Annotated in this window: 20 protein-coding genes and 3 tRNA genes; 12 read left to right on the top strand and 11 right to left on the bottom strand. The window is 38.2% G+C overall.

Annotated elements, in window-relative coordinates; translation table 11 throughout:
- Positions 1-517: 517 nt before the first annotated feature.
- The 3 genes from B2X72_RS06410 to B2X72_RS06400 form a co-directional block, all read right to left on the bottom strand.
- The gene (locus B2X72_RS06410) at positions 518-772 is read right to left on the bottom strand and encodes a DUF6952 family protein (RefSeq protein ID WP_046673203.1); all 255 of its coding nucleotides are present in this window, start codon (positions 770-772) and stop codon (positions 518-520) included.
- Positions 753-1,067, bottom strand: a complete 315-nt coding sequence (locus B2X72_RS06405; RefSeq protein WP_046673204.1) for a thioredoxin family protein — start codon at positions 1,065-1,067, stop codon at positions 753-755. Before B2X72_RS06405 ends, B2X72_RS06410 begins: the two co-directional genes overlap by 20 nt.
- Before the next feature lie 84 nt (positions 1,068-1,151).
- Complete coding sequence (locus B2X72_RS06400) at positions 1,152-1,784, bottom strand: peroxiredoxin (RefSeq protein ID WP_070562738.1); 633 nt, start codon at positions 1,782-1,784, stop codon at positions 1,152-1,154.
- A gap of 288 nt (positions 1,785-2,072) precedes the next feature.
- Here B2X72_RS06400 and B2X72_RS06395 point away from each other — a divergent pair.
- The 3 genes from B2X72_RS06395 (at position 2,073) to B2X72_RS06385 (ending at position 3,315) form a co-directional block, all read left to right on the top strand.
- Positions 2,073-2,156, top strand: a tRNA-Tyr gene (locus B2X72_RS06395).
- Between the two features lie 234 nt (positions 2,157-2,390).
- Positions 2,391-2,462: transfer RNA gene (locus B2X72_RS06390), tRNA-Arg, on the top strand.
- Positions 2,463-2,640: 178 nt separating this feature from the next.
- Positions 2,641-3,315, top strand: coding sequence for a phosphatase PAP2 family protein (locus B2X72_RS06385; protein WP_088163376.1), 675 nt, complete (start codon positions 2,641-2,643; stop codon positions 3,313-3,315).
- A 33-nt stretch (positions 3,316-3,348) separates the two neighbouring features.
- On the opposite strand, the gene B2X72_RS06380 is transcribed toward B2X72_RS06385, so the two are convergent.
- Positions 3,349-4,536, bottom strand: a complete 1,188-nt coding sequence (locus B2X72_RS06380; RefSeq protein ID WP_286848682.1) for an MFS transporter — start codon at positions 4,534-4,536, stop codon at positions 3,349-3,351.
- Positions 4,537-5,071: 535 nt separating this feature from the next.
- Between B2X72_RS06380 and B2X72_RS06375 the strand changes: the two genes are divergently transcribed.
- The 4 genes from B2X72_RS06375 to B2X72_RS06360 all read left to right on the top strand — a co-directional run bounded on the left by B2X72_RS06375 (position 5,072) and on the right by B2X72_RS06360 (position 10,273).
- Entirely contained in the window at positions 5,072-8,275 is a 3,204-nt protein-coding gene (locus B2X72_RS06375) for a S41 family peptidase (RefSeq protein ID WP_286848680.1), read from the top strand.
- Between the two features lie 315 nt (positions 8,276-8,590).
- Complete coding sequence (locus B2X72_RS06370) at positions 8,591-9,352, top strand: hypothetical protein (RefSeq protein ID WP_286848678.1); 762 nt, start codon at positions 8,591-8,593, stop codon at positions 9,350-9,352.
- A gap of 135 nt (positions 9,353-9,487) precedes the next feature.
- Positions 9,488-9,560: transfer RNA gene (locus B2X72_RS06365), tRNA-Lys, on the top strand.
- A gap of 248 nt (positions 9,561-9,808) precedes the next feature.
- Positions 9,809-10,273 (top strand): response regulator, encoded by a 465-nt coding sequence (locus tag B2X72_RS06360; protein WP_046673283.1) that lies wholly within the window; start codon positions 9,809-9,811, stop codon positions 10,271-10,273.
- A gap of 100 nt (positions 10,274-10,373) precedes the next feature.
- On the opposite strand, the gene B2X72_RS06355 is transcribed toward B2X72_RS06360, so the two are convergent.
- The 5 genes from B2X72_RS06355 to B2X72_RS06335 form a co-directional block, all read right to left on the bottom strand.
- A complete protein-coding gene (locus tag B2X72_RS06355) occupies positions 10,374-11,459 on the bottom strand; it encodes a hybrid sensor histidine kinase/response regulator (protein WP_145328269.1) in 1,086 nt (361 codons plus the stop codon).
- An 80-nt stretch (positions 11,460-11,539) separates the two neighbouring features.
- Positions 11,540-13,690 carry a sensor histidine kinase gene (locus B2X72_RS06350; RefSeq protein WP_286848676.1) on the bottom strand — a complete coding sequence of 717 codons (2,151 nt, stop codon included), beginning with the start codon at positions 13,688-13,690 and terminating at the stop codon, positions 11,540-11,542.
- Between the two features lie 9 nt (positions 13,691-13,699).
- Positions 13,700-14,464: a methyltransferase domain-containing protein gene (locus B2X72_RS06345; RefSeq protein WP_286848674.1), complete on the bottom strand. Its 765-nt coding sequence runs from the start codon at positions 14,462-14,464 to the stop codon at positions 13,700-13,702.
- Positions 14,464-15,273: a hypothetical protein gene (locus tag B2X72_RS06340; RefSeq protein ID WP_070562848.1), complete on the bottom strand. Its 810-nt coding sequence runs from the start codon at positions 15,271-15,273 to the stop codon at positions 14,464-14,466. Before B2X72_RS06340 ends, B2X72_RS06345 begins: the two co-directional genes overlap by 1 nt.
- Positions 15,274-15,512: 239 nt before the next feature.
- Positions 15,513-16,847 (bottom strand): metal-dependent hydrolase family protein, encoded by a 1,335-nt coding sequence (locus B2X72_RS06335; RefSeq protein ID WP_286848672.1) that lies wholly within the window; start codon positions 16,845-16,847, stop codon positions 15,513-15,515.
- Between the two features lie 211 nt (positions 16,848-17,058).
- On the opposite strand from B2X72_RS06335, the gene B2X72_RS06330 reads away from it, so the two are divergent.
- The 5 genes from B2X72_RS06330 (at position 17,059) to B2X72_RS06310 (ending at position 21,203) form a co-directional block, all read left to right on the top strand.
- Positions 17,059-17,922, top strand: a complete 864-nt coding sequence (locus B2X72_RS06330) for a LytTR family DNA-binding domain-containing protein (protein WP_286848670.1) — start codon at positions 17,059-17,061, stop codon at positions 17,920-17,922.
- 95 nt (positions 17,923-18,017) lie between these two features.
- A complete protein-coding gene (locus tag B2X72_RS06325) occupies positions 18,018-18,800 on the top strand; it encodes a CPBP family intramembrane glutamic endopeptidase (RefSeq protein WP_088163367.1) in 783 nt (260 codons plus the stop codon).
- 188 nt (positions 18,801-18,988) lie between these two features.
- On the top strand, positions 18,989-20,119 hold the full coding sequence (locus B2X72_RS06320; RefSeq protein WP_157698594.1) for an SH3 domain-containing protein: 1,131 nt from the start codon (positions 18,989-18,991) through the stop codon (positions 20,117-20,119).
- A gap of 132 nt (positions 20,120-20,251) precedes the next feature.
- The gene (locus B2X72_RS06315; protein WP_088163365.1) at positions 20,252-20,728 is read left to right on the top strand and encodes a hypothetical protein; all 477 of its coding nucleotides are present in this window, start codon (positions 20,252-20,254) and stop codon (positions 20,726-20,728) included.
- Positions 20,729-20,735: 7 nt separating this feature from the next.
- Positions 20,736-21,203, top strand: a complete 468-nt coding sequence (locus tag B2X72_RS06310) for a hypothetical protein (protein WP_088163364.1) — start codon at positions 20,736-20,738, stop codon at positions 21,201-21,203.
- Between the two features lie 129 nt (positions 21,204-21,332).
- On the opposite strand, the gene B2X72_RS06305 is transcribed toward B2X72_RS06310, so the two are convergent.
- Entirely contained in the window at positions 21,333-22,082 is a 750-nt protein-coding gene (locus B2X72_RS06305; protein WP_201666967.1) for a LytR/AlgR family response regulator transcription factor, read from the bottom strand.
- Positions 22,083-22,206: 124 nt separating this feature from the next.
- Positions 22,207-23,274 carry a sensor histidine kinase gene (locus B2X72_RS06300; protein WP_088163362.1) on the bottom strand — a complete coding sequence of 356 codons (1,068 nt, stop codon included), beginning with the start codon at positions 23,272-23,274 and terminating at the stop codon, positions 22,207-22,209.
- Between the last annotated feature and the right edge of the window lie 4 nt (positions 23,275-23,278).

Below are 23,278 nucleotides of genomic sequence, written 5' to 3'. Positions count from 1 at the left end.
ATTAACCTGATTCAACTTAGGTCAATATTTAGCGAAGAGGTAAAGGGATCGATCGTTGAAAGGTAAAACAGAGGTATAAATAAAAAACGGAAATCCCAATCAATTTGGAATTTCCGTTTAACAATTAAAATATTTTTTCCTGAAACGAATTTTTAGAGAATAGTTATTTTGTCGCTTCGCTCCAAGTGGCAACCTTTAACATAGTAAATATATGTAGAAAATATTTAGTTCTGTTAGATTACTTTAATTAGTTTTCCACATTGCTAAATTTTGTCAACATTTTAGCTTTTGGAAAACATATAATATATAGGCGTCATGCGTTTAAGATGCTGCAATACAACGATCTTTAGGGTAAGATAGATTCTCCACTACCTTAAAAAAAATCTGGATTGGTCTAAATCCAATTGCATATTTGTTTGACAAATTTCAATTGATGTTAGTTTTTATGCTTCAAATGCTCAAAAACGACAGGAACAACCTTTAAAGAAAGTTTCACACGAATGCTTTTTTGCAAAGACTATTTATCAATAGCACCTAGAACACGCTTCATAAACATATTTAACGCGTCTTTTTTTGAGTTACCTTCTTTAATTAATTTATCAACCTCTACAGCTCCGTATAGGTTTGAAATCAATTCACCAAGAACGTCAAGTTCTTCATCCTTTAAAGGAGCTTCGGTTAATGCTTCCAGTGTCTCGATTGTTTCCAGGACATAATCTACATCATTCTGCTCGATGAACTCTGTCAAATGCTTAATTACTGGTAGTTTCATTGAATAATTCTACTAATGCGTCTAACTTATTTGTTTGTACCTGATTGACTAATTTACCGTTCTTAAAAGCGGCAAAAGTGGGTAGGTTATTGACATTTGCCAGTTTGCGGGATTCAGGAAATTTTTCTGCATCAGCAATAACAAAAGGTACGCTATCATTTTCGCCAGCCAGTTTTTTGAATTTTGGTTTCATGATTTTGCAGTTACCGCACCAAGTGGCAGAGTACTGAACCATCACAATATCGTTATTGTTTACAATTTCTTGTAAATTATCGTTTTCTAATTCTTGTAACATGATTTTATTATTAAGGTGATTGTTGGAGAAATCAACAGGAGCCGGGAAAAGCTCCTGTTGATAAGACACTGTGGTATTGTATTGTTAGTGTTTCGCTAAATAATCAGCTACACCTTTTCTATCTGCGTTCATGGCATCTTTACCTTCTTCCCAGTTTGCAGGACACACTTCGCCAAATTTCTGAACGTGAGCGTAAGCGTCGATCAAACGTAAATATTCTTTAACGTTACGGCCCAAAGGCATGTCGTTTACTGATTCATGGAATACACGGCCAGTTTCATCGATCAAGTAAGTTGCTCTATAAGTAACCGCAGAACCTTGAGCCAATGTTCCGTATTCAGGGTGTTCAACTTCTTGAACATCTAAGATTCCCAATATACTTGATAAGTTACGGTTGGTGTCTGCCAAAAGAGGATATTCAACACCTTCAATTCCACCGTTATCTTTTGCTGTGTTTAACCAGGCAAAGTGTACTTCATTTGTATCGCAAGAAGCGCCGATTAAGACTGTATTGCGTTTTTCAAACTCAGCAGCTGCTTCTTGGAAAGCGTGCAATTCAGTAGGACATACGAAAGTGAAATCTTTTGGATACCAAAATAAAAGCACTTTTTTACCTTCTTTAACTGCTTTTTCAAAAATGTTGATTTGTAAATTGTCGCCTAAATAATCAATTGCATCTACTGTAATGCTTGGAAAACTTTTACCTGTGAAACTCATAATATATCTTTCTTTTTTTTGTTGACACAAAGATACAGCAACTCGATGCAAAAAGCGAATTGATTTTACCAATACACTATCGTCAAAATCTATTATGACTAGATTATAACAATAAGTTTTTATTATAATAATGATAACTTGATCTCATGATGAACAGATCATTTGAATGTTTCTTGAAAATAAATGAATTAATACTGCGGTAGTTACAAATTTATGGCCTAAAATAATTGCAGTTTTGCAAATCAAAAGCTACTTTTGCGACGTTCAATTCTAGAACAACACAATGCTGGAGGGGTTCCAGAGCGGTCAAATGGGACGGACTGTAAATCCGTTGCTTCGGCTTCGAAGGTTCGAATCCTTCTCCCTCCACCATTTTTCATTTTCTAAATCCAGTTTATCTTTCAGGTTCTAAATTTGCGTTTGTTCGGGACTATTCCATCGTACATGAAACGGCTTTAATATAGATTTTTTGCTATTGTGGATGTTAATGGCTTTAGTATAACCAGTCTATACAGGGGTTACCTCTCTTTTTGAAAAAAATATAACAGGATTTTAGACTAGCTATTGACTTATATATAAAATAAACCTAAGTTTGGCTTCTGAAAAGGCCCCGTAGTTCAACGGATAGAATAGATGTTTCCTAAACATTTGATAGCAGTTCGATTCTGCTCGGGGCTACTGAGAAAAGCGATGGATTTCCATCGCTTTTTTTGTTTAGTGCTTAATAGTTTTTCTTTTCTTATCAAAATAAATGCGTAATAGAATTGTAAATTTTTAATAGAATGTTTACTTTCGGATCATTATTTACACATACAGCAATTTTACTTTTGGCCTGTAATTCTGTAACATAGATTGAATGGGAAAATTTTTATTATACCAATTTAGAAAGGTATATGCAGCTAATCCTGCTTTTTTTGTTTGTTTTGCCATTTGGATGGCCTTAATGACAGCTATAGTTGTATTTATACCGAAGGGAGATTCATTCCATTTTGTGAATACACGTCATGCATTTTGGGCCGATATTCTTTTTACAATACAGACCTATTTTGGAGATGGTCTTTTTGTTATAGGTGTTTTTATTGCTTACTGCTGTACACAGCAGTGGAATTTTGCTCGAGCTATCCTCGGGACTTATATCTTTTCAGGGCTGATCTGTTGTGTATTGAAAAACCTTTTCGATGCCGATAGACCGGCAACGGTATTTCATGGAGACCCAACATTCCATGTTGTTTCTTGGTTGCGTGTAGCGCACTTTAACTCTTTCCCTTCTGGACATACAACGTCGGCCTTTGCGATGGCAGCTACGTTAGCCATTATCTCAAAAAATAGGGCTTTTGGTATAATTTTATTTGTTCTTGCTGTATTAACGGGCTATTCTCGGGTGTATTTGGGCCAGCATTTTGTAGAAGATGTATGGTTTGGATCGATTTTAGGAACCAGTACAGCTTGTTTTTATTTACTTGCAATGCCTTATGTTTTAAGAAGTAAACGCATGTCATTTGGCCTGAGATTTCTTCAGGTCAAAATCTAAAGTGCAAATTCGGTAAACATGTGCGTTGATAGATTAGGCTACGCGTGTTTCTTTAAATAAAGATAATCGCCCAACCATCACAAACATCAATAGGCCGAAACAGGCAAAAACACCGTAGGAATAACGTAGGCTAAAAGCTTCAGCAATATATCCAATTAAAGGCGGTCCCATTAAGAAGCCCAGGTAACTGATGCTTGAAACCATGGCTAAGGCTACTCCAGATGGTACATTTTTGTTCTGCCCAGCAATGCTATAGATAGATGGGACGTTACAGGCCACACCTATACCTACCAACATAAAGGCTAGGGTACAGATGATAAATTCGGGGAAGATAACCGATGTCATCATTCCGACGAACATCAGGAGGCCACTGTATTGCAGGGTTCTTTTTCTCCCTAATTTGCGAATGACAGCATCACCAACAAAGCGCCCAGTGGCCATCATAATCATAAAAGACGCGTAGCCAACGACAACAAATTTTTCAGGAGCTTGAACGATCTCTTTGAAATATACCCCACTCCAGTCAAACATTGCCCCTTCTGTTGCCATGCTGAAAAAGCCGATAATGCCGAGTTGAAGTAAGCCACCTTCTGGTTTAGAGAAAAAACTACGCTTTTCCTTTTGAGGAGATTTGCCCGGAACCAGATACTTTTGGTTGATTAGTGTATTCGCTGTGACAATGACTAATATGATTAAAAAATGATAAAAGGTGTTCAGACCCAAATTCATCGTTAACAAGCCGACTAGTGCACCTGTGAAGCCAGCGATGCTCCAGGCCCCATGAAAAGAAGTCATTATTGATTTTTTGAAAATCTGCTCAGTTGCAACGCCTTGCGTGTTAACGGAAATATTACACATATTGCCAGTGACACCAAACAGAAATAATATGCCCCCCAACTGCCAGGCATTCTGTGCAAAGGGGATGGAGCACAGGACCAAGGTGTAAGCGATAGGTACAATACGCAAAACACTTGCACTGCCATATTTTGTGACCAGCTTTCCTGAGAGAGCCATTGTTGCAAGCTGACCAACAGGAAGCATTAGTAAAATTGTACCCAATTGCCCCTCACTTAAATGGAGATGAGCTTTAATAACGGGAATTCGACTTGCCCAAGATGCAAACGCGATCCCTTGGCAAAAAAAGAAAAGTGATACCGCGATTCTTATGCGATTTCGTTTGTTATAAAGATCTTCTTCTGAGTGAGTTAACGTTGCTTCCATAGTTTCTGATTTGAGGGTGCAAAGTTAAGGATAAGTATCCCATTAAAGAATATAATGATTCAAAAAAATACTTCAGCTTTTAGGTTGCAATAGGAATACAGAAATATGCCTATATTTAAATTGCTCATCGGATTGTTGATAATTATATGCGATTAATTCGATAATTATCTTCTGTTTCAGTCTTTCAGTAAGAAAATAATACGATGTCCTTTTTGAATTTGGCTAAAACATATGTATTCAATGTGATATGTTTTGCATAACCATTCCTTGTATAAGAACAGGAAAGACACACATTTGTTTCAGTCTATTTTCAAGCATGGTTCAATTTAAAAAGAAATTAGATGTGGAAGTCAAAAATAGGCCGAGTGGGAGCTTCTACTTCTTTAGAAAATAAACACCTATGAAAAAGTGGAATAGGTCTACGATTAAATGCTGAAGAAATAAAAATATAAAATTCTTCACTATTTCATATTGGTATTGTTCAATACCTATTCTACCTTTGTATTGGCAAACAATTATTAGCCTCCTAGATAACATGATAAAAAAACTAATCTTAAGCACAGTACTAGCTTATGCTGGAACTACCTGTGTTATTGCGCAGCAACCCACATTTTTGTCCCATCCGACGTTGAGTCCCGATGGTAAGGAAATGGTTTTTAGTTACGAAGGTGACCTTTGGAAAGTAGGGAGCCAGGGCGGTGTTGCAGTTCGGCTGACAGGAATGGAAGGAAATGAGATCAATCCACGAATTTCCCCTGATGGAAAATGGCTAGCGTTTTCGGCCAATCAAAATGGTAACATGGACGTCTATGTGATGCCTTTGGCTGGTGGAGATATACGACAGCTTACATCGCACGATGCTTCGGATGAAGTAGACAGCTGGAGCTGGGATAGCAAGACGCTTTATTTTACGTCATCGCGTTACAATAGAATGAGTGCTTATCAAGTCGCTTTGGATGGCGGAACGGCAACAAGGTTGTTTCCTCATGTCTTTAATTATATCAGTAATGTGGTGCCAACACCTTCAGGAGAATTATTATTCAATGACAGCTGGGAAGGCTATAGCTCGGCCAACCGCAAGCGATATAAAGGTGCTTTCAATCCGGATATAAAGTCCTATAATCCCAAAACAAAAGCTTTTCAACAGTATACAGATTATATAGGTAAGGATTTTTGGCCGACAGTAGACCAAAAAGGAAACATATTCTATGTGTCCGACGAAAGCAATGGTGAATACAATCTTTATCAAATAGCTGGAAAAGCGAAAACCCAATTGACCTCTTTCCCAGAATCAATCAAACGTCCGTTTGTCGCGGCAGATGGTAGTAAGATCGCTTTTGAAAAGGGGTACCAGCTTTATATTTACGATGTCAATGGAAAGAAAACCATGCAGCCCAGCATCGCACTTAACCGTAATCAGGTCCTAGGAAAGCTGAAGGAGTTCAATATTTCAGGTAACATCAGTAATTTCGACGTTTCACCGGACGGGAAAAAGATGGCATTTGTATCCCGTGGGGAATTGTTCGTTTCGGATATCGAAGGAAAGTTTGTTCGTCAGATGCCTAGTCAAGGGGAGCGCATCATGGAAGTTAAATGGCTTAAAGACAGTAAAACATTGCTCTATAGTCAAACGCATCAAGGGTATCAGAACTGGTTTTCACGTACAGCAGACGGTAAAGGAGAGGTAAAACAATTGACACAAGATCTGCGTAACAATCGGGATATTACATTCAATGGGGATAAAACAAAAGCGGTATATCTCAGCGGACGTGATGAAGTTCGTCTATTGGATTTGACAAGTTTGAAGAGCCAAACAGTAGTTAGAGATGAAATCTGGGCATTTCAAAATTCTTCGCCCTCATTTTCTCCCGATGGAAATTATCTTTTATTCACGGCTATACGCAATTTTGAACAGGATATTTTTGTGTATAACCTGAAAAATGAGCAAACGACAAATTTGACAAATACTGGTGTTACAGAGGCAGCACCATATTGGTCTCCCGATGGTAAATACATTTATTTTGCGAGTAATAGGACTAAACCTTCTTATCCTACTGGTATGCAAAACTCAAGCATTTTCCGAATGGCATTGACCAACTTTGACCAACCTTATCGTAGCGCAAAGTTTGATGAATTATTTGTAACACCTGAAAAGAAAGATACGACAGTAAATAAAACTGGTGCAACTAAGAAGGAAGATGCTGCTAAGGATAAGAAGAAAAATGATGCCGACAAGGTAAAGTCAACCGCAATACCAGCAGCCGAAGCAAAGAAAGCTGTTTTGGTCCAATTGGATTTAGAAGGATTGCGTGACCGAATTGAGCAAGTCAGTCCAGCATTTGGAACACAATCTGATCCTTTGGTGATACAAAAAGGGGATAAATCCTATTTGTTCTATGCTTCCAATCATGAAGGAAAATATAGTACATATCGTACCGTATATGAGTTATTTACACCAGCCAAAACCGAAAAAGTCACAGATGGAGGTATGGGGCAATTTGTAGAGTCTGCAGGCAAGTACTTCGTGCTGACCCGAGGAACAATTCAGAAATATAATCTTGACTTGAATAAGCTTGATGCGGTCACCATGAGTTTTAAATTCAATCGGGATCTTGAGAAAGAGTTCAATCAGATGTTTTATGAGACATGGGCCAATCTGGAGGAGAATTTCTACGATAGCAATTTCCATGGTGTAGATTGGACCGCTGTTAAAAAGAAATATGAGAAATATCTTCCAGGTATCAACGATAGGACAGATTTGCGCATCCTCTTAAATGATATGTTGGGCGAACTCAATTCGTCACATTTGGGGTTCAGTTCTATGGGGCAGGAAGAACGTAAGCCGTTTGGTTTTGTAACGAATGAAATCGGTGTGATCTATGATACAAGCAACCCTTATAAGATTAGCTATATTGTTCCGAATGGCCCCGCAGCAAAGAAAGAGGCCGATATTCACGCGGGTGATATTCTCATGGCGATTAATGGAACAAAATTGAATACGCAGGCAGACCGCGATAGTTATTTTACTTGGCCTTCACTGGAAGAAGAAATCCAATTGACCTTGAGTCGTAATGGCAAGGAAATTCAGACAAACATTCGTCCGGTATCAAGCGCCGTGTTTAGAGACCTCCTCTACGACCAATGGATTAGAGATAACCGAAGCCGAGTTGATCAGTTGAGTAGCAATAAGATAGCGTATTCACACATGAAAAATATGTCGGATACTGAGTTACAGCGGTTCTTGATCGACATGGCTGAACAGGAGAATAACAAACAAGGGATTATTTTAGATTTACGGTATAATACAGGCGGAAATGTGCACGATGAAGTTTTACGATTCCTGTCACAACGCCCTTACTTACAATGGCAATACCGAGGTGGTAAACGTGCGCCACAAAGTAATTTTGCACCATCTGCCAAACCTATTGTTTTATTGATTAATGAGCAATCGCTGAGCGATGCTGAAATGACCGCTGCGGGCTTTAAAGCCCTTAAATTGGGGAAAATCATCGGTAATGAGACCTATCGTTGGATTATTTTTACTTCTGCTAAAGGCTTAGTCGACGGATCAAACTATCGACTTCCGTCTTGGGGATGTTATACGCTTGATGGTCAGGATCTCGAGCAAACCGGAGTTGCCCCAGATATTCTTGTAAAAAATACAGTACAAGATCGGATGGAAAATAAAGATCCGCAGTTGGAAAGAGCGATAAAAGAAATTCTTGACAATATCAAATAGGGAAGTAACAATTAGAATTACTTACTGTAAATAGGCTGTCCAACTTTTTTGAGACAGCCTATTTTTTTTAACGTCTCATGTTTTTATGAATACGATCTTCTAATTTTTGTTATTTATTACCCTTCAGCGTATGATTTACCTCATTCGGTTCATTTACTTCATTTGGTCCCACCCTTTGCTCTGTGGAAGTTAATAGACGATTTTAAATGGTTTTATTTTTTTAAGTATCTGTTTATCAGTTTTTAATGTTTTGGTTCGCTGTTTCATTATGAAATTGGTGATTTTCCTGCATCCCTTCTGAAAATATAAGGCAATATGGAAAAGATTGTATTACAGGTAAAAGAATCTTGCTCTGCAGATTGGGGTAAGATGACGCCGCAAGAACAAGGCCGTTTCTGTGGCCAATGTGAGAAGATGGTTGTTGATTTTTCACAGATGAATGATCAGGAAATTGTGGATCAAATAAAAAAAGCCAGTAGGGGGTTATGTGGTCGATTTTATGAAGATCAGTTGATGCGCGAATTGGATGCCACTATTTCTTTTTCTAAAAACCCTATTTGGCAAGGAAGATGGACAGGCATTGCTGCGGGCCTTCTATTGGTTGGATCCTTGAGTTTTCATACTGCTCAAGCACAAAACAAACTGACTGGAGAAGTTGTCGTTGTCCAAACAAAAACGAAAAATGATCAGATAAAGAAGCAAGATTGGGGCAACTCATCAACAAATGATAATTCAGCGTTAAAGGGAAGCCGTGATTGTACTAAAGTAAGTATAAAAGGTAAAGTTGTTTGTGCTGGAAGCGATGTAAGCATGGTGGGCACAGAGGTATCCTTAGGAAATTATCGTACGAAAGTGGATGAAAATGGAAATTTTCAGCTTTGGGTACCGCAATCATTGTTTCGGGTAAACCAAGAGCTCCGTGCACAGATGTTTGGCTATAAAACTGTTGTGATTCCATTCAAAAAAGGGAGTAAAATGCAACTGGATAAACCAATAGAAATGGAAGTTAAGCCAATGATTATGGGAAAGATCGCTGTGGTGGGAACACAAGGCAATATAGGGCGAAAGAATAAATAGTTTGATGGTCTTATTTTGGTCAGTTTTTTTATCGAGCAACTGGCAAAAATCTCGCTTGAATGTCATAAAAGTCAAAAAAATATTCTTTTCCACTTGACTTTTTCTACGGTGAACCTTACATTTGGATTATCGAATGACTTCGTAGCTCAGTTGGTAGAGCAACAGACTCTTAATCTGTGGGTCCTGAGTTCGAGCCTCAGCGGGGTCACTTTCAAAAAAGCCGTTTTACGTAAGTAGGATGGCTTTTTTGTGCCTAATACAAGTTGGATTATTACCGTTGTGGAAATATTAACTTTAAATCGTTTTTCCGGCGTCTGATGCTATAATTTTCGGATAACTAATCCATTATTTTATCAGAGATCACGTATTATTTCTGCTAGGAAAACATAAAACTCTTTAATCTGTTATTAATTCAGCGAATTTATTATGTAAATTTGTATTTCAGACGATAAGCTTATGGAAGACAAGAAGATTTCGATATTGTACGTTGACGACGAAGAAAACAATCTGTTTTCTTTTAAAGCGACATTTCGACTAAAGTATAAAGTGTTTACGGCAATTAGTGGTGCCGATGCAATCGATATTGTCAAAAACAACCAAATACATATTATCATTACTGATCAACGGATGCCGGAAATGACCGGTGTAGAGTTTTTGGAAGAGATTATTAAGATCAATGCAGCCCCAATGCGTATCCTTTTGACAGGGTATACAGATATGGCAGCCGTCGTTGATGCTGTCAATAAAGGAAAAATCTTTCATTACCTCAATAAGCCGTGGAGTGAAGAGGAGCTCGATCAAACGATTCAACGCGCTTATGATGTCTATGCTGAGCGTCAAAAGATTGTGGAGACTAATTCTCAGCTTGAGACTTCAAATGATCAGTTGGAGTTTCTGCTGCGACAAAAGCTACTTTCCTAAAAGATTGTAATTTTAGGAAAGTCAACTTTTATTTAAAATGTCTGTTTGCTTTGTAATACTCTTCGCTGCAATCGCATAGGATTGCAGAAAGTGAGAGGCCTTATTTGCTCGGTATAATGACTGTAAAGGTTGTGCCCTGATTTGGTTGTGATTGCACTTCAATTTTCCCCTGTAGTTTTAAGAGTGCGTTCTGAACATTATAGAGCCCAAATCCCATGCCCTTAGCTTGATCACTTGCTCTAAAGAATAATTTAAAGATATCTTCAACATACTCTGGAGATATGCCTATTCCGTTGTCACTCACAATAATTTTGGCTTTACGTTCTGATACGAATACGGAGAGTTTGACGTACTGGTTTTCCTGCCCTTTACGTTGGTATTTAAACGCATTAGAAAGAAGATTATGCAAAATTAATTCTAGAAGAGCTTTGTCTCCGCTAAAGATCTCTTTTTGATCCACTGAAATTTCAAAAGCAACATCTTTATTTTGCGTGTACATACTGTAAAACTGACGGATATTATCAAAGAGATCTTCGAAATTTATGGCTGACAACATAAGTTCGCCTCTTCGTAAGAGATAATAGTCTCGCAGACTGTCAATATAAGCATCTAAGCTGACCAATGAACTATCCATTAGTGATAACAACTCATGAATACGATCTATGCTGTCAAATTCTAACCCAAGTTTCACCGCAGAAAGAACCCCTGTCAATGGATCACGAAGATCATGACTAACACTATATGCGAATTTATCTAATTCATCATAAGCTTTTTGCAGCTCTTGATTCTTAACTTCTAGCATAGAGTTTGCAACATAAAATTTATTTGCTTCTTCTATAGCGGAAACGATTTCTTCATTCATCCAGGGTTTTCGGACAAATCTAAAAATATGGCCCTTATTAACTGCATCAATTACAGTTTCCATATTGGCATAAGCCGTTAAAAGAATACGGATTGGTTTTGGAAAATCTTTTTTAATGCGGTGCAAAAAATCGATGCCCATCTCATCCGGCATACGTTGGTCACAGAAGATAATACGGATATCAGGATGAGCATGAAGGATCGTTTCGGCCTCACTCGTATTGGATGCTGTATGGATAGCGTAATCGTATCTAAAGTTCGCTTTAAAGCTAACTAAATTGTTTACTTCGTCATCGATATATAATATTTCAAGCTCCCTCTGCATAATTTTATTATATGGTTTTTCCCTTACAAAAGATATGAAAAAATAATAGTTAATTGAACTATTTTCAGTTTATAGCGGTATTAATTGTTTTGTTGAATTGGAATGAGGAGTGTAAAACTTGTGCCTTGTCCCACTTCTGAATCTACAATAATTTTACCATGATGTTTCGCAATGGTATTATAGGCAATGGACATTCCCAAACCAGTACCTTCGCCAACGTCTTTCGTTGTAAAAAATGGTTCAAATATCCGTTCATGGATTTCTTTTGGAATACCGATGCCATTGTCTGCGATTTTGATAAACACAGCTGTATTATCCTCCTTAACTCCGGTCTCAATACATATTTTACCACCAACATCGTGATTAAACTTTTTATTTACGGCGTAAATAGCATTTGTCACGATATTCAAAAAGACTTGATTAAGTTTGCCTGCATGACATTCGACCTTTGGCATATCGCCATAGATCTTGTCAACTTCAATCGTGTTATTTAATAAGCTATTGAGGATAACCATTGTTGACTCCAACCCCTCATTTAGATCGGCAAATTTTAATGTATCCTCATCTACGCGCGAGAAGATCCGCAAACTCTTTACGATTTCGGCAGTCCGATGGGCCCCATCATGCATCCCCTTTAATAGAAAATCTACTTCTGTTTTCAGATAGTCGATATCCTGATCATCTTTGAATTTTTTGATCTGAGATTGCTTTTCAGTATCGGATATCCCCTCTTTAAAAGCAATACGTTCTACTTCCTCCAGCGTTTCCCAGATCATCTTAATATCACGTTTTAACGGAGCGACATTAGACGTAACAAAGTTGATTGGGTTGTTGATCTCATGCGCAACCCCAGCAGTCAATTGACCAAGGGAGGCCATCTTCTCGGCTTCGACAAGTTGAGACTGCGTTTCCTTTAAGTGAGTAAGAGTGGTTTGTAGAGACTCATTAGATTCTGTTAATTCACGTGTCCGCTCATCGACTTTTTGTTCCAATACAATATTTTGTTCACGTATTAACTTCTCGTTTTCTAATGAGATTGCTAATTCCCTGACTTGTGATGCTTCTTTTTCTTCTTTTAAAATATTGATACTGTAAGCTAGACCGAAGGACAGTAAGGCCATCTCCACCACAGATGCAATTTGTACAGCATTGCTCGTAAAATCGTTATATTTTAAGATGCCATAGTCTTTCAGTAAAAACACGACAGAACCTAATAATAAAATTGTCCAACCGTAAACAAAATATTTAGCCGGTTTATAACCATTTATCATTACACGATAGGATAAGTAAAGGACAAATAAAGACCCCGCTCCTGTTGTTAGCTGCATAACCATGAACGCTGGTTGTGTCAGGTTGAGCAATGTAAGAAGGCTGCCAATGACAAAAAGAATGATAAAAACAGTAATAACACGTCTTGACCGAGGAGCATTTTTCGGTAATTGAAGAAAAGAATCTGCAAAAAGCAGGGCGCATAAGCCTGATAAACAACCAAAAATAATAGGACCCTTTGTTGCAAAATAAGTCCAATTTGGCCACAAATATTGAAAACTGTAACCTTTAATACCCATTTGTGTGATTCCTGCACAAAGAACATAAAGGACATAATACAGATAGCCTCTTTCACGGACAGAAAAAAACAGGAATAAATTGTATATCGCCATAATGCCGACAATACCAATATAGATGCCGCTTAATAAACTGTCGTCATTCATCTCTTTTAAGAAACTACGCTCGTTACTTAAATAGATCGGGAGAATAATCTGTTCCGTACTTTTTATGCGAAGAAAAAAGATGGTCTTCTCATTTCCAGGCAATTGAATGTCGAATGCATAATTAGGGACCTTATATTTTCTAGCCGAAAAAGATTGATGTTCGCCCAACTTGATCGAGTTATAATGCCCGTTTGATGACGGTACAAAAAGTTCGACCTCATCCAAGAGGGGATAGGCGATTTCGAGCAAGAGTTCAAGCTTTTCTTTGCCCTTGTTTGTTACGGGCAATCGAAACCAGATGTCAGCGGGTGATATGCCCAAATTGGGGACCTTGCTTTCTAACGATTGAAAGGAGGAAGCCGAAGTATCTGCAAAGTCAGGCTCCCCTTTCCCGGTATAACGCTCCAGACCATATCCGATCAATACACGTTGTGTCGGTTTATCGATAATAACCTCTCCAAAACAAGTTGAACTGCATGTAAAAATAAATAAGAAGACTAAGTTAAGCCAGCATTTCATCACTATATGCTATTTTTTTGCTTCGGCAATAACTAAATTCATAGAAACAAGGAAACAACCCGCTTCATCAGCTTGATCCAATGTATTTTGAAATTCCTCCATTTCAACTGTACTTAACTTCTCTTTTTCGACCATCTCCAGAAGAATTTTATCTAAGAATAGATAGCGGTTGGCCTCTTCTTTCGAACGGGCTACCATACAGAATGTTTGCAATTGAACTTGTTTAAAGCCTTGAGTCAATAGGTCTGAAGTTAATTTATTCCCAGCCCAGCCATTGTTGACTTTTTCTTCGGTCAAATAATGACATATCTTAGCCTCAATGTTAACATGTTTGCTGTAAAACGTCAGGCTGTTCCAAATGGTCTCAACGATCACTAAGGGTTGACCTTCACGCAAAACACGGTGAACCTCAGCAAACATTTTTGGCGCTTCCAGCAGATGTTGTACAACGCGCTCCATTCTAATGCCAGAAATGGAATTATCTGTAAAGCTAAGTTGATAAACTTCACCCTGAACAAAGTCGACGTTCTTTACCTCTTCACTGCTTGTTTTGGCATGCTCGATTAAAGCCTTATCATGATCCAATCCAACGACAAGTACATTATGGCCCAACATATTAGCCAAATTGATGGCATCCATTCCAGTTCCACAGCCAAGATCGACGACAACCCCCTCTTTAATCGTATTAAAAGGAGTATATGAATGTATTTTTAATTGTTTAAGAAAATCACCGGTATCCATTAAATAGCCGGCACCATAATGTTTAGTGTCCATTATAAGATATTTAAATTACGATCATCTGGTTTATGATCTAATGATGTATGTTTCAGATTTTTAATAATTTCATTTAAATCCCATTGATTGAGATTCGGAATATCGATTTGATAATGAATTTCAATCTCCTTATTCCGCAAAGTTTCTATGCGGACAATATTGGAATTATTACGAAGCGACAAAATTGCATCTTTGTTTTCCTGATCGGCTTCGGTCAAGGTGTCTAGATTGCGCATAATCATTACGGTAGCCAGTAGATCCAGCTTCGGATAATAGAATGTGCCATTATTTCCAACACTTGTATCAATGCGGTAGCCAACACTTTCTGCTAATTTCACCGTGTAAGGAGCACATAAAGCAAAGAGTGATTTAATGCCAACCTGTGTACTGATGGCGGCACCAGCTCTCGTCAAAAATATGCTGCCAATGCCATATCCAGCAATCTCCCTGGAGTTCCAAAGGCCACAACCTTCACCTGTCCCCTGTTGCGCATAATCATAAACAAGGTCTAAGATTTTAGCGTCCATCGCTCCCGTGGCCTGTTCAATGGGAAGTGGTTCGCTCCCTCCAGATACGTGTATACGTACTCCACCATAGACTTTATCGCCATCAAGGGATTCTACGATCAATACGAATGATGCGGGATTGTACATCCAGTCATTTTTGGAAGAAGTTACTTTCTTTACGCCTATAGCAGTTAACACGTGCGCGTGTCCTTCTATGAAACGTTCACAGGTTTGGGGATCGTCGATAGCCCGAAATGCTCTGAGTCTTACTACTGGACGTCCGTCGTTGAATAATAATGCCACCGAATGCTTTGATTTATCGTTTAAACGCAAAACTAATCAATTAAATGCAAAGGTGTTTACTCTTCAAATAAATTATACCCTAATGCAACCGCCTGCACCTAGTGATGGTAAAAATTGTTTGATTCCTTTTTCACCTTTAAGGGCCCAAGTAGCCCCTTTTAACTGATGTCATCGAAAATACATTTTATCATCTTAATATGCTGTATTTTCGATATACAATAAATTTGACCTTGGAAATATTAACGTTTCTGGAGGCTATTTTTATGAATCTGACCGTCTTTCATGATTAACAGAAAGTTTTTTTCAGGATCTGCCAATAGTTTTAAATTCTTAAGAGGATCTCCGTCTACAAGGATTAGATCTGCCAACGCTCCTTCTTCTACTGTTCCCAGCTTGCCAGGATAAGGACTTCTTAATCCCGAAAGCTGCAGAAGCTCGCCATTGTCTTGGGTAATCATTTTAATGATTTCGACATTCGTAAACCACTTTTGAAGGCGTAAAATAAAAGTATTCTGCAATTTATTCAGGTCCGGTTCAAAAAGGAAATCTGTACCCCAAGCTAGTTTTACTCCATATTTCTTAGCCATAGGCCATACTTTTTCCTGACCTTCAATGACAGGCTTACGCTTGATTCTTCGTTGTGGATCCATATCGGGTGTATCTTCCACAAGATTCTGTAAACTAAGCCAGATATTTTTTTCTGCAATTAGCTGTAAAGTTTCTTCTTCGAGCAATTGTCCATGCTCTATACATTTTACGCCAGCTTCGATCGCTCTTCGAATTGCTCTTGGCGTATACGCATGTACGGTGACATAGGTTCCCCAGTCTTCGGCTGCATCTACTGCTGCTTTCATTTCGTCTAGCGTATATTGGGTGACATCCACAGGATCATATGCTGAAGAAGTTCCTCCGCCTGCCATGAGTTTAATTTGACTTGCCCCGAATCTTAGATTCTCTCTTACTGCAGTCAGGACCTCATCACGACCATCGGCGATGAAGGTTGCTCCATATCGCTCCGCACGAGAGACAACGCCGAAAAAACGACGCGATTTTTCCTCCGGTGTCCGAAAATCTCCATGCCCTGCAGTTTGGCTTACAACGGCACCAGAAGGCCAGATTCTAGGCCCTAAAAGCTTACCTTTGTCGATCGCAGCTTTTAATGGAAATATGGGGCCACCGACATCACGTACGCTTGTAAAACCCCGCATTAACATCTGTTGAGCCGATAGCCCCACCGTCTTGATCAAGAAGTCCTCGGATAGGTCATTTGTCATCATTTGAGGCATTGTCAAAGCTCCAAATACCAAATGGACATGCACATCGATCAATCCAGGGATCAGTGTTTTGCCTTTAGCGTCAATTCTGACGATATTCTTTCCTTGTGCGTCAATAGGGGATGTACTGATGGTCTGAATTGTATTTCCGTTTATTAAAACATGTTTTGGTGGAGTTAAGGTTTTAGTTGTATAGTCGAGCAGTTTGACATTTTCTATTAAAACTTGCTTTTCCTGTGCTTGGATAACATGTACAAAAGCCGAACAAAGAAATAAAGTAAGTAGTTGACCTAAACGCATAGCTTGGAGAATTACGTTAAAATATAATATGACAAATCAATTTTAATTCAAGCTAACTAATGTGCTTGAAAAAATATCTTCTAAGTTAAATTATAAATTCAATATATTTCAATTTTTTCACTATAAATTTTTGCTCTGCCAGCCTTTTTTGAAGAAGTCTTTGTGTAATGTACGCTGTTAATCACAAGAAAAATGCTAAATTTATCCAATCATGATATATAAAAAATCTATTATAAATTATTTAAATATCGTAATTCCCAAGATTGTCTCCATAAGAGAGCTGCTCACTTATGCCCTCTTCCTCGGCTTATCAGCTTATGTATTCCTACTGGTTTTTCAGCCATTCGGAACGTATAATTTTCAGAATGCCTATAAATTTAGCTTGTTATCCGGCTACGGAGTCATTTTATCCATTGCATATGCCTTAATTTCTATCGTCTTGCGTAAAAAAAGAGGAACAGTTGCGATAGAACTATTTCGTCTTTTTCTTGTGTTCCTATTATCAAGTTTTTTAAATTTCGCCTATCACGGTTGGTTCATCAATCAGGCCCCGTTGCAGTGGAACAACCTGCCCTATATTGGATGTTACACGCTTTCACTTTATAGCCCTATTGCAGCGATTTATTTTTTGCTTCGAGTTGATAAGCGTCATTCGAATCATGAAAAGAATAAATCGTCGATAGAAAGTCTTTCAATAAAGCCAGCTATGATATTGAGTCAAGCGAATGACTGCCATTTGGCTTTGGTCGATATTCCGAATGGTAATCAACCGTTAAAGTTGCTGCCAAGCGATTTTATTTTTGCAAAATCGATGGATAATTATTGCATGATCTACTTTAGGAAGGATGGCATGGTAAAGAAGCAGATGGTACGAATTACGTTGAGCCGCTTATCTGAACTGTTGAATACAATGTCTATTCACCGATGTCATCGGTCCTTTCTTGTCAATTTTGAAAAAATCCTTGTAAAGGAAGGGAATGCCCAAGGTTTTTTGTTACGTTTTGCAGATACTGAAGATTGTGCTGTTATTTCGAGGTCTGCTATAGAATCAGTTAGACCCTATTTGTCGGACTGACCACCCACGTTTTGGTCAATCGTCCCTAAATCTTGCCATACGCCACATAACTTTGTATACTCGTCTTGGGTAGCATAATTTTGTTCAAAAAAAAGATGAACACAAAAAGTTTAAACCTGCTGGTATTATTTCTCTTCTTCGGAATATATTTTATCCTCGATTATTTGTTTTTTGCGCCCCTTCAATCCATGATAATCAACTATGTCCAAAGTAGATTTTTGGGGCATGTACTGACGTATTCAATTAGCCTTGTACCGTTGCTTTTTGGGGCAATGCTGCTTAAACCGAAAGGGCAGAATGAATTCTTGGAAAAATTTGGGTTGAAAGGCAATTTTTTACAGGGGCTTTCTTTTGGAATAATAGCTACCTTACCGATGTTCTTGGGGTATGCCTTTGTTTTTACCTTAAATCGGAAAATAGATCCAAACGGGCTATTAATAAATAGTGTGTCATCAGGATTCTTTGAAGAAATGATCTTTCGTGCCTATTTTTTTGGTTTAGTTTTTCGCTATACCCGACTAGGTTTTATTCCATCCATTTTAGCTACATCACTCCTGTTTGCTTTACTACATCTTTATCAGAGTCAGGATTTGGGTGAATTGGTCCTGATTTTCGGTATGACTTTCTTCGGCTCTATCCTATTTTCGTGGTTGTATGCTGAGTGGAAGTTTAACCTTTGGATACCGGTAACACTTCATGTTTTGATGAATTCGGCTTGGATGATTTTTGATGTTTCGGACAATGCTGCCGGAAATGGATGGAGCAATTTTTTCCGCTTTTTGACCATCATTGTAGCAATCATAATGACCATTGTCCATTCAAGGAAGTCAAATGGCGGTCTACAAATTGAAAGGAAAAATTTGTGGCTAAAAGATTAGAAATCCGGAGTTTTTTTAATGAACCTTCATAGCTGTAGATATGTTCTTCAAATGATCTGGCCCACATTTGGAATGAGCGTTGATTTAGGTTGCCAAAACTATGAAGCTTTTGATAATAGTATTGGATCTCGAAGAACCCCTGAAAACCAGTATTTTTTTTTGGCATGGGAATCGCTACCTTGACCTTTATGAATAGACAGCTATTTTCACCCCTATCTTTATTCCTAGGAGCGACGTTATCCATTGGAATCTTGAGCTGTGGACACAATACAAAAGTCAACGGTGCGGATTTAAAGGATTCTGCTGAACTTAAAACAGTCGCTGTGAAGGATACGATGGCTGCTGCTAAATTTCCTCCTTTGCCAATTGACTTTGACAAGACGAAGGTTTTAAAAAATACCTATGTTGTTGATCGGGCTGGAGCCGAACTTAGACAAGGCGCGGATAAGGCTGCCCCGCTATTAGGAAAATATCCCTATGGTACCAAGCTCGATGTGATCGGTGAAGAAGGAGAATGGATTGCCGTAATGGATCGTATCCAGCGCGATTATAGCGGGAACAATGGCGAAAAAGGTGATGTAACGCGATGGGAAAAGGTCTATGTAGCGAAGTCCAAGCTGGGGAAACAAGATAAAATTACAATCTCTCCCAAAGATTTAAATTCAATCGTTTCATTGACGATAAATGGTAAAGAAATGTATTACGAAAATGGACATTCTTTAGATAAGTATCTCCAGCTAGAGTTGATTGATGAGCAAACGTTCTTAGCCGCTCGGAATACGGCTAAAAACTACTTGATCAAGGATACTCTGTCTTATCCCAAAAATGGAAAGATTTTGGAATTGCCGTTGACAAATGGGAAAAAGCTAACATTTAAGGATAAGGATATCGATAATGAATTAGAAGCCAGCTATTCTTATAAAGGGCATTACGATTTTTTAAATGCTTTTGCTGTTGATGGGAATTATTGGGAAAGTGCTGATGTGCGGCTTTTTGATAAACAAGATGGTCATCTTATTGTGGAATGTGGGGATTATCCATTCTTCTCTGCCGATAAAAATTACCTGATGACCTTGCATGCCGACCCCTATGAATCGACGGGCGACCTGCAGCTCTTCCACGTGAAACAAGGAAAGGTGACACCGATGCTTTTTATTAGTTTTAAAGAGTGGATGCCAACCTGGAAAGAAGAGTTAATGTTCTGGGGAAAGGACGGTTGTATCTATACTGCTGCCAACCATGTAGACGGTTACTGGGGTGAAGAAGGATCGCTGAACGAAAGATCACAATTTATCAGAATCAAGATATTACCCCATTAAACAGGCACAAACCATACTTTTATTGGTTTACTGCAGGCGTATATATTTATTGTTTTTCTGTTTTAAGTAAAACTATTCTGGCATGCACCTGTTGTATTCCATAAAATAGATTATAGTTTGTAATTTAGCTGGATGAAACTAAGAATATTATCGTTATTTACTATCCTTCTTCTCTTTTCCACGTTGTCTATGGCACAAGATAAGCCATGGAAACAGCATAATAAATGGATTTGGGGTCCTTCAGTAGGGTATCAGTATCAAAGTGGTAATTTCCTTAAAGTTTCGGGTTGGGGATTATTTGCACCTAATGATTTTCAGTATATGAAAATTGATGCAGGAGCCAATTTCAGCTGGATGGAAGGTAAAACGACTGTTATTCCAGAGCTGGGGTTTACCTATTATCTAAATGATTTTGTTGTTTTTCCTTTTGTAAAAGCAGAGTTAACACCTTATACCATAACGCCAAAAGTTGGTGCAAGTCTATTCTCTATTGTGGATCTGGGAATAGGTTATGGATTTGATTACAATACTAAGAAAAATTTTAAGCCGATTGACGGAATTACCGTTTCAGTAGGGGTAAATATTCCGCTCAATTTTCATATTTATTAATTGAAAAATGCGCAGTAAGACGGTTTATAAACTCCTGGGGTCACTTGTTGTGTTGTTAGCTATAGTTAGCAACCTAAAAGCGCAAGACCACTTAATCGGTCCGACGTTAAGCTACCAGTTTCAAAAAGGGAGTATAATAAAAACTGGTGCTTATTTCGCATTTCCTTTTATAGGAGATCATATTCTCCGAGCAGATGCCACAGCCAACTTTACTTGGACACAAAAGAAGTTTGCCGTGATACCTGAGGCTGCAGTAACGTATTATCCTCAAACATATGTCTTAACTCCCTTTGTTCGTGCAGAGCTTACTCCGTATACCTTTACGCCCAAAGTTGGAGTGAGTTTGGCCACATTGGTGGATATTGACTTTGGTTATGGATTTTCCATCAATGAAAAAAAAGATTACAATCCGATAAAGGGGTTCGCGGTGTCTCTTCGATTTAGTATTCCGCTAAATTATCGAATCAATATGTAGCTTAGATTAATGGATCCCACATCTGCTTGGTTTACCTTCCAAAAGCTAAACTTGACAGGACCATTTTTTATGATAGTCTATTTCACTTGCAAAGTAATTGCGCTAAAGCACTTTTTAGAGAGGACTAGATTAATTGTCAAGCCAGTTTTTGAAGGCCGTGACTTTCTCCCTTGAAACAATGAGCTCATCCGATTCATAATGCTTAAGGTATATTTTTAACCGGGCATTAGAATGTACAGCAATATTTTTGATAGCATCAAATTGAACTATAGTGCTTCGGTTGATCCTAAAGAAATCCTTAGGGGATAGTTGTGGCATCAGCGCATCCAATGTTTGGTCCAAAAGATAGTTCCCCTTTTCATTGGTATAAAGGTAAGTGCCTTTGTTTTCGCTGTAAATACATTCGATTTGCTGGGTGGTCACTACTTTTAGGTTTTGGCCTATTTTGATGGTAAAGCGTTCCTTATATGTTTGGACAGTGTTTCTAAATAAAGCTTCAAAAGATGCCAGATCGAGCTGTGGCTTTGGGTGTCTTAATTGACGGAATTTTTCAATAGCATTTTTCAGCTCTTCATCTTCAATCGGCTTCAGGAGGTAATCGATGCTATTTTGTTTAAATGCCCGCAACATATATTCATCGTATGCGGTGGTAAAAATAATGGCCGAATTAGGCTTCACCTGCTCAAGGATGTCAAATGAAATCCCATCGGCGAGCTGAATATCCAAGAACAGTAGGTCAGGTTCGGTATTTGACATAAACCATTCGATAGATTCTTCCACAGTCTGCAGTACGGCAGCTACCGTGTAACCGAGGTTCTCCAGTTTTCTTTGGAGTAATCTAGCTGATGGGAGTTCGTCTTCTATAATTACTATTTTCATTGTTTTTTGCATGCTTATCGATCATCAGACCGTTGTATTGTTTAATTTATCGAGCATCGTTGTGCCTATGCTATTAGTTTTGCTACGATTACCTCTTGCATGTTTGTTTAAGAACAGGTTACTTTTAAGAGACTATTTCATTGATGATGGGCAGTCCGACAGAAAATAAAATATCAGTTTCCTGAAGATGTACAGATAAATTGGACAGTATAGCGTAACGTTCCTGAATGTTTTTCAGACCGATTCCCGAATGATCATGGAGCACTTTCTTCTTTTGAAGATTATTTTCAACATAGAGGTAATTATTTTTTCGATAAATCTTCAATAAAAGAGGCTTCCTGACCGAAATAATATTGTGTTTGATTGCATTTTCGATCAGTAATTGAAGGGAAAGGGGTAATATAAAACCAGTATGTTGTTCCGCATTGATCTGTAAATCGATCTGTATACCGGCTTCGAAGCGAAGACTCAAGAGGTTTAAATAGGCTCTTGAAAAAGTAAGCTCATCCTGTAAAGAAACGAGGCTTTTGTCTTTTTGCTCCAATACATAGCGATATATCTTAGAAAGGTCCGTGGTAAACATGCTGGCCTTTTTGGGGCTTTCTTCAATTAATCCATTCAATACATTCAGGCTGTTGAACAAAAAATGTGGATCGAGTTGATTTTTGAGCGACTCAAATTGTGCTGTTATTTGCTGTTTTTCCTGATGAGATTCTTTGATTTGATAATCTTTGAATCTTTTATAGAAATAGAATCCAAAAAAAATCATAGAAATGCACCAAGATATCATCGCAGTTTGAAAATAATATGCAACACGTTGTTGGTGAATAAATTGGTGGAAACGTTGTGGGAAATTTTGGGCAATACTGGGTTTAAACAGTCCGGAAAAAAAAGCATTGACAATAAAAACGACCAGTATGGTCAAGAAGAAACTGACACTGTAAAAAACAATCATCTTTTTTCCAAAATCTTTACTGCTTGGGTATTTGTTCCCGACCCATTTCGATAGATAACTATGACCTAGAAAGAGAAAAAATCCGTATAGTAAACCTCTGACCATATTAGGATGAAAGATGATGGATATCCAAGGGACATCATTGTGGTCAAGTTTGGCCACAACCACAAAATAGATGGTTACGACCAAGCTTGCGAGTAATGCTTGTATAATAGCTTTAAATGGTGCTTTTTTCACAAAG

This window comes from Sphingobacterium sp. UBA7253 (genome assembly GCF_002472745.1).
Taxonomy (GTDB): domain Bacteria; phylum Bacteroidota; class Bacteroidia; order Sphingobacteriales; family Sphingobacteriaceae; genus Sphingobacterium; species Sphingobacterium siyangense.
This window is presented reverse-complemented; position numbering and strand designations above follow the sequence as displayed.